Genomic DNA, 6,538 nt, shown 5'->3' with positions numbered 1-6,538 from the left:
GTGGTGGGCCACGAGATCATGGGGGCAGGCGGAGTCCCGGGGACATCGCGTGCCCGGATGGGAGGAGCGCCATGACCAATGTCGACGTGCACCAGCATCTGTGGAGCCCGTCGCTGGTGACGGCCCTGAGGGCGCGCAGCGAGCCGCCGCGGCTGGACGGCTGGACGCTCCACCTGGACGGTGAGCCGCCCTACGACCTCCCGCCCGCCGATCACGACGCGACCCTCCGCGCGGAACTCGCCGCCACCGACGGCCTCGGCCTCGCGCTCGTCTCCCTCTCGGCGCCGATCGGCGTGGAGTGGCTGCCCGCGGCCGAGGCACGGCCGCTTCTCGACGCCTATCACGAGGGCGCGGCCGCGCTGCCCCGGCCGTTCGGGGCGTGGGCCGCCGCGGGTGTGCGGGACATCGACGCACGGGCGACGGCCGACTGCCTCGACGCGGGCTTCGTCGGCCTGCAACTGCCCGCCGACGCCCTCGCGGACGCGGCCGGTTATGCCCGGTGCGCGCCGCTGCTCGACCTGCTGGAGGAGCGCGACCTGCCGCTGTTCGTCCATCCCGGGCCCGCGTCCGGTGGCTCCTCGGGGCCCGGCTGGTGGCCCGCGATGGTCCCCTACGTCCAGCAGATGCACGCCGCCTGGTTCGCCTTCCGCGCCCACGGCCGGCCCCGCCACCCACGGCTGCGGGTGTGCTTCGCGCTGCTGGCCGGACTCGCCCCGCTGCACGGGGAGCGGTTCGCCGCGCGCGGTGGCGGCGGGGCCGGCCCGGATCCGCTCGTCTTCGTCGAGACGTCGTCGTACGGGCCGCGCGCGGTCGAGTCCGTGGTGCGGGCCCTGGGCGTGGACGCCGTGGTCCAGGGCTCGGACCGCCCGTACGCGGAGCCGCCGCAGCACCCCGGTCACGGCCTCGGCGGAGCGGCGGCCTACGCGTTCCGTATCGCCAATCCCCGGCGGTTGCTCACCGGGAGGCAGTGACCGGGGTCGGGCCAGGAGCGGGTCAATCACTGGCAACGCTTTTCATGTACCGACGCGAGCGCCGGTCGCACCGTCCCGGTGCCGGGGTGAGCCTTGCGCTACCCGTGCCGCTCCCGCACGGCCCGCGGAGAGGCCCCCAGCTCCTTGCGGCAGGTCTTGTTGAAGGCCTGGAGGTCGGGGATGCCCACGGTCGCCGCGATCGCCGGGATGGCCAGCGTCGAGGCGATCAGCAGGTGCCGGGCGCGTTCCATGCGGCGGCGCCGGATGTAGGCCACGACGGTGTGGCCGGTGTCCTCGCGGAACAGCCGGGTCAGATGGGTGTGCGAGACCCCGGCGACGCGGGCGATGCCCGGGACGGTCAGGGGGCCGGCCAGGTGCTCCTCGATGTGGGCGATCGCGGTCCGCAGCGCGGGGTGCCGGGCCCGGTCCTCGCCGGTGCCGGCCAGGCCGGTGGTGCGCCACAGCACCGTCCACAGTTCGGCGGAGGCCCGGGCCGGGGACTGCGCGCTCGCCGCGACCGTCTGCCGCAGCAGCCCGGTCAGCACCGCCGCGTCCGCGCCCGCGTCCTGCATCACCGGGACCCGGCGCCGCTCGCCCTGGCCGGGCAGCCGGAAGTGGGCGTACAGGTGCTCGCAGCGCGTGGCGTCGTAGTGGAAGTGCACCTCGGTGCCGGGCGGGACCAGGCTCACGTGTCCGGGACGGATCGGGTGCCGGGAGCCACCGAGCTCCAGGACGCCCGAGTAGCCGTAGAGATGGAGCTGCCACAGGCGCGGGAGGCGGAACACGTCGTGCGGGCCCGCGGAGCCGTGGACGCCGACGCCCGCGTTCTCCACGTGGGGCGGTAGGTCGAGGGCCAGGTCGACGTGACGGGTCATGGTGGGAAATTACCAGTGGTCGTCGATTACAGCCCACGACGGCAAGGGCGGGGGTTCCTACGGTTGCCGTATGTCAACCACACGACAGCTGCTGAACTCCGTCCAGGTGGCGCGGTTCGTGGCCCACGGCTTCCTGCGCCTGGACGGCATCGTGCCCCGGGAGATGAACGAGAAGGCGTTCGGGGTCTTCGCCGCCGGGCTGCCCTCCGTGCCGTACGGCACACCCGTGCCGAAGGCGTTCCCCGAGGGCTCCTTCGCCCGCCGGCTCGTCGAACTGCCCGCCGTCGCGGGGGCGCTGGAGAGTCTGGTGGGCCCGGAACCGACCGTCGACCACCACTTCGTGCACACCCGTGACCCGCGCGAGGGCAGCGCGCAGCCGCTGCACGGCGACGCCGTCATCGATCTGCGGACCGACGCCTTCGACGTCCAGCTCATGTACTACCCGCAGGAGGTCACCGCCGAGATGGGCGGCACGCTCATCGTGCCCGGCAGCCATCTGCGCCGCACCAACGAGTCCGACACCGGGCGCTACCAGAACCTGCGCGGCCAGACCCGGCTGACCTGCCCCGCCGGGACGGTCGTCCTGCTGCACCACGGGATCTGGCACGGCGGCCGGCGCAACGACAGCGACACCGTCCGGCACATGTACAAGATCCGCTTCAACCCGACCGTGCCGCAGGTGCGGCTGTGGGACACCGCGGACCTGGACGCGCCCGCCGTACGGGAGGAGCTCCAGCGCGGCTTCCCCTGGTACGAGCAGGCCACCGGCCGGCTGGAGATCCTGAACCGGATCAGGCTGTGGCGCGCCCTGTCCGGTGATCCCGCGTTCGACGTCGAGTACTGGGCGACCCGTATCGCCAACCGCCCCGCCGCACCGAGGAGCCAGGCGTGACCAAGTCCACCACCGTGCGCCAGCAGGTTCTCGTCCTGTACCTGGACACCTCCGCGCTCGACTCGCGGGTCGTCGGCTGGGCCCGGTACGACGGCACGGGCGCCACCCGCCCCACCACCGGGGACAGCGACGAGCCGCCGTACGAGACGGGCGTCGCCGCCCTGGAGGACGGCTGGCGGCTGTTCCAGGCCGCCCTGCTCGTGCCGCCGTATCCGGGGACGGAACACGAGACGTCGTTCCTCAAGCACGAGTTCTTCTTCGAGAAGCTGGTGAGCGGCGGATGAGACACAGTTCATAGCCCCGATGCGCCAAATATGGTCCAATACTCCATAAGTATGACGAATCGGACTCCGGATCTTCGAGGAACCACACCAGATGACCCAGCCCCGTCCGTCCGCGCGCTCCGCCCGCTTCCTGTCCTCGGGGACGCTGCGGGAGCTGTCGGAGGCGGCCCGGGCGGCGGGGTCCGGTGAGGCGCTCGACGAGCTGTGGACGGCCCGGTTCCTGGACGGGACACCCGCGGCCGTCGCCGTCCTGGACGCGGAGCTGCGCTACCTGTACCTCAACGAGACGCTGGCCGAGGTCAACGGGCTGCCCGTCGAGGAACACCTCGGCCGTCCCATGCCGGAGGTGATCCCCGGCTCCGGGCCCTCCGCGGAGGTGGCCCGCGAGGTGCTGCGCACCGGACGGCCGCAGACGGTCGTGTTCGACGGCCGGGCGCCCGACCACGCGGGGGACGTGCCGCGCTGGTGGCTCGGTGCCTTCCACCGGCTGGAGGCGGAGGACGGCGGGATCCTCGGGGTCGCCGCCGTCGTCATGGAGGTGACCGAGGGCATCCGGCAGCACGAGTCGCTCCGGCGGGCCCAGGAGCGTCTGGAACTGCTGGAGGAGACCACCGCCCGGGTCGGCGGCACGCTCGACGCGGCCGAGGCCTGCCAGGCACTGACCGACCTGCTGGTGCCGCGTTTCGCCGACTACGCCGCCGTGGACGTGCTCGATCCCGAGGGCACACGCCGGGCCCCGGCCACCCCCGTCCCGGTGCGGCTGCGACGCATGGCGGTGGCCGCCGCTCCCGGCACGCCCGACGCGTTCACCCCTGTCACCAGGAGCGGCGAGGTGGTCTTCCACCAGGCGGGCTCGTCGATGTCCCAGGTGCTGACCGGGCACCGGCCCATGGTGCTCAACCGGCCCGACGACGCGACCTTGCGTCAGCTATCCCCGACGCGACAGCGACTGGAGCGCTACCGCGCCCTGGAGCTGCACTCGGTGGCCTACCTGCCCCTCATGACCGACGGCGAGCCCGTCGGGGCGGTCATGCTCGGCCGCAGGGGGGACACCCCCGAGTTCGCGCCGGACGACGTGGAGCTTCTGGAACTGCTCACCGCTCGGGCCGCGACCGGCATCGGGCACGCTCTGCGCTACACCCATGAGCACGAGACCGCGCTGGAGATGCAGCGCGCCTTCCTGACCACCCCGCACGTACCGGGTCCGGGCGTGGAGATCGCCAGCCGTTATCTGCCCGCCGGGCGGGGCGCGGAGGTGGGCGGCGACTGGTTCGACGCCGTGGCGCTGCCCTCCGGACGCACGCTGCTCGTGGTCGGGGACGTCATGGGGCACGGGGTGCGGGCCGCCGCCGCGATGAGCGAGTACCGCTCGCTGCTGCGCGCGCTGGCCCTTCAGGGGCTCGCTCCCGAGCGGCTGCTGACCGAGGCGGACCGCACGGCCCACGCGCTCGACCTGGACCGCGTCGCCACCTGTGTGCTGGCCCTTCTGGACCCCGCCGCCGAGGACGCGGTCCTCGCCACGGCCGGCCATGTCCCGCCGCTGCTGGTGCGGCCGGGCGCCGCTCCCGCACTCGCCGACCTCCCCGTCGGCCCTCCGCTGGGCACGGGCTCCGGCGGCTACGGGAGCCGGCGCTGCCCGCTGCCGCCGGGCACCCTGCTGCTGGCCTACACCGACGGACTCGTGGAGCGGCGCGGCGAGGACATCGACACCGGCCTGGCCGCCCTCGCCGACGTCCCCATCGCCTTCGGCCACGCCCTCCCGGACATCCTCACCACCGTCGTCGACCGGCTGGCCCCGGCGAAGTCGGAGGACGACGTGACCCTGCTGGCGGCCCGCACCCGCTGAGCACGACTCCGGCGCCCCCGGGACAGCCCGAGGCGCCGCATCCGGAGGCGACGGGTCCGGTCGCCGCGTCATCTTCCGCCTCACTGCGGCCAGTTGTGGCCCGGCGGACGGTCTCGTCGGTATGGCGTTCGATCAACGGAAGGCAGTCCCGAAGACCCCGGGGTCCGGCCCGCGCCGCGCGCATACGTTCCAGCAATCCGGCGGACGGACCCGACCGAGGGCCCGCCGCGATCCACAGGAACTCTAGGAGGCACCGTGGCGAGTGTGGAAGTGTCGCTCAAGGAGATGATGGCCGGGACGGAAGGGGCGCTGGCAGCCGCGGTGGTCGACTACACCAGCGGAATGGCGCTGGGCACCCTGGGCGGCGGCAAGGACCTGGACACGACGGTCGCGGCGGCCGGCAACACCGACGTCATCCGGGCCAAGGTCCGCACCATGGAGCAACTGGGGCTCAAGAGCAACATCGAGGACATCCTGATCACGCTGGAGCACCAGTACCACCTCATCCGCCTGGTCACCGGCCGCAACGGCAACGGGCTGTTCCTCTACCTGGTCCTCGACAAGACCCGCTCGAACCTGGCGATGGCCCGGCACCAACTCAAGCGTGTGGAGGAGCAGTTGGAGGTCTAGCCCCGCTTCCGGACGGGACGCCGTGCGCCCACGATGTGAAGACTTCTTCAAGTCGCCACATCCACATGAGTCCAATTCGTGGCGCCCGGCGTCCCCGACCAGCAGGATCGGCACTGACGACCCCTTACCGCCGGCAGGGAGCGAGCGCCCGTGCACGTCCCCCTCTACCAGGCCAAGGCGGACTTCTTCCGCATGCTCGGCCACCCCGTGCGCATCCGTGTCCTGGAGCTGCTCCAGCACGGGCCCGTGCCGGTGCGCGACCTGCTCGCCGACATCGACATCGAGCCCTCCAGCCTCTCCCAACAGCTGGCCGTGCTGCGGCGCTCCGGCATCGTCGTGTCCATCCGCGAGGGGTCGACGGTGAGTTACGCCCTCGCCGGCGGCGACGTCGCCGAACTCCTGCGCGCGGCCCGCCGCATCCTCACGGAACTACTGGCGGGCCAGAACCAGCTCCTGACACAACTCCAGCAGGCGGACACGGCTTCGGTGGCTCCGGTGAGGCAGGAGTGAGTGCCGTGGGGGCGGCGCCGGCGAGGGAGGGCTGACGGGTGCGACCGGGACCTCCGCCGCGGGTAGGGCTGCGCTTCGATCGGAGCGTGTTCCGTCGCAGAAGGTGCGTGCAACCTGTCATCGGCGAATGGGGGTTGGCGCGCCTTCTCAGGGTGCGTGTCGCCGTCAGCCTGCGGGCCAGGGGCGTATGCGCAGCTGCCTCCGCCGCAGGGGGCTCTGCTCCGACGGGAGCAAGTCCCGTTGCTTGACGGGTGCGTGCTGCCCTCAGCCGGCGGGCAGGGCCGCAGCCGGCTACCGCCGCGGGGGGTTGCGCTCCGGTAGGAGCACGTCCCGTTGCGAGGAGGCACGCACAAACCGCGCTCAGAGAGGCGGGGTTGGCGGGCTCCCGGCGGGTGCGGGTGCCGTCAGGTCTGGCGGTTGGGGTGTGCTTCGGACAGGGCGTACCAGTAGGCGGCCTCCGACTCGTCGCCCTCTGCCGCGGCCACGTCTCCCAGCAGGGTCAGTACGGCGGTGGGCAGGGGGTGCGCGGA

At 72.9% G+C, this 6,538-nt stretch carries 7 protein-coding genes; 6 read left to right on the top strand and 1 reads right to left on the bottom strand.

Going from position 1 to position 6,538, the window contains the following annotated elements:
- Positions 1–71: 71 nt before the first annotated feature.
- Positions 72–971 (top strand): amidohydrolase family protein, encoded by a 900-nt coding sequence (locus EHS43_RS33695; protein ID WP_125194446.1) that lies wholly within the window; start codon positions 72–74, stop codon positions 969–971.
- A gap of 98 nt (positions 972–1,069) precedes the next feature.
- Here the strand turns inward: EHS43_RS33695 and EHS43_RS33690 are convergent, their stop codons facing one another.
- Positions 1,070–1,846 (bottom strand): AraC family transcriptional regulator, encoded by a 777-nt coding sequence (locus EHS43_RS33690; protein WP_125194445.1) that lies wholly within the window; start codon positions 1,844–1,846, stop codon positions 1,070–1,072.
- Between the two features lie 70 nt (positions 1,847–1,916).
- Between EHS43_RS33690 and EHS43_RS33685 the strand changes: the two genes are divergently transcribed.
- From EHS43_RS33685 to EHS43_RS33665, 5 genes are all read left to right on the top strand, one after another.
- Positions 1,917–2,738: a phytanoyl-CoA dioxygenase family protein gene (locus EHS43_RS33685; protein ID WP_185806531.1), complete on the top strand. Its 822-nt coding sequence runs from the start codon at positions 1,917–1,919 to the stop codon at positions 2,736–2,738.
- Complete coding sequence (locus tag EHS43_RS33680) at positions 2,735–3,022, top strand: hypothetical protein (RefSeq protein WP_125194444.1); 288 nt, start codon at positions 2,735–2,737, stop codon at positions 3,020–3,022. The genes EHS43_RS33685 and EHS43_RS33680 overlap by 4 nt, the downstream gene beginning before the upstream one ends.
- Positions 3,023–3,113: 91 nt before the next feature.
- Positions 3,114–4,868 carry a SpoIIE family protein phosphatase gene (locus EHS43_RS33675; protein ID WP_125194443.1) on the top strand — a complete coding sequence of 585 codons (1,755 nt, stop codon included), beginning with the start codon at positions 3,114–3,116 and terminating at the stop codon, positions 4,866–4,868.
- 255 nt (positions 4,869–5,123) lie between these two features.
- Positions 5,124–5,498, top strand: a complete 375-nt coding sequence (locus EHS43_RS33670; RefSeq protein ID WP_125194442.1) for a hypothetical protein — start codon at positions 5,124–5,126, stop codon at positions 5,496–5,498.
- A 150-nt stretch (positions 5,499–5,648) separates the two neighbouring features.
- Positions 5,649–6,008: a helix-turn-helix transcriptional regulator gene (locus tag EHS43_RS33665; protein WP_125194441.1), complete on the top strand. Its 360-nt coding sequence runs from the start codon at positions 5,649–5,651 to the stop codon at positions 6,006–6,008.
- The last annotated feature ends 530 nt before the right edge of the window (positions 6,009–6,538 follow it).

It is taken from the genome of Streptomyces sp. RP5T, assembly GCF_003933965.1.
GTDB lineage: Bacteria > Actinomycetota > Actinomycetes > Streptomycetales > Streptomycetaceae > Streptomyces.
Note: the sequence above shows the minus strand (reverse complement) of the source record. Positions and strands in the feature narration are given on the sequence as shown.

What these genes read in the sequence shown, in the direction of transcription:
- EHS43_RS33695 (WP_125194446.1), top strand. Translation starts at nt 72, where the DNA reads ATGACCAATGTCGACGTGCACCAGCATCTGTGGAGCCCGTCGCTGGTG.
- EHS43_RS33690 (WP_125194445.1), bottom strand. Translation starts at nt 1,846, where the DNA reads ATGACCCGTCACGTCGACCTGGCCCTCGACCTACCGCCCCACGTGGAG.
- EHS43_RS33685 (WP_185806531.1), top strand. Translation starts at nt 1,917, where the DNA reads ATGTCAACCACACGACAGCTGCTGAACTCCGTCCAGGTGGCGCGGTTC.
- EHS43_RS33675 (WP_125194443.1), top strand. Translation starts at nt 3,114, where the DNA reads ATGACCCAGCCCCGTCCGTCCGCGCGCTCCGCCCGCTTCCTGTCCTCG.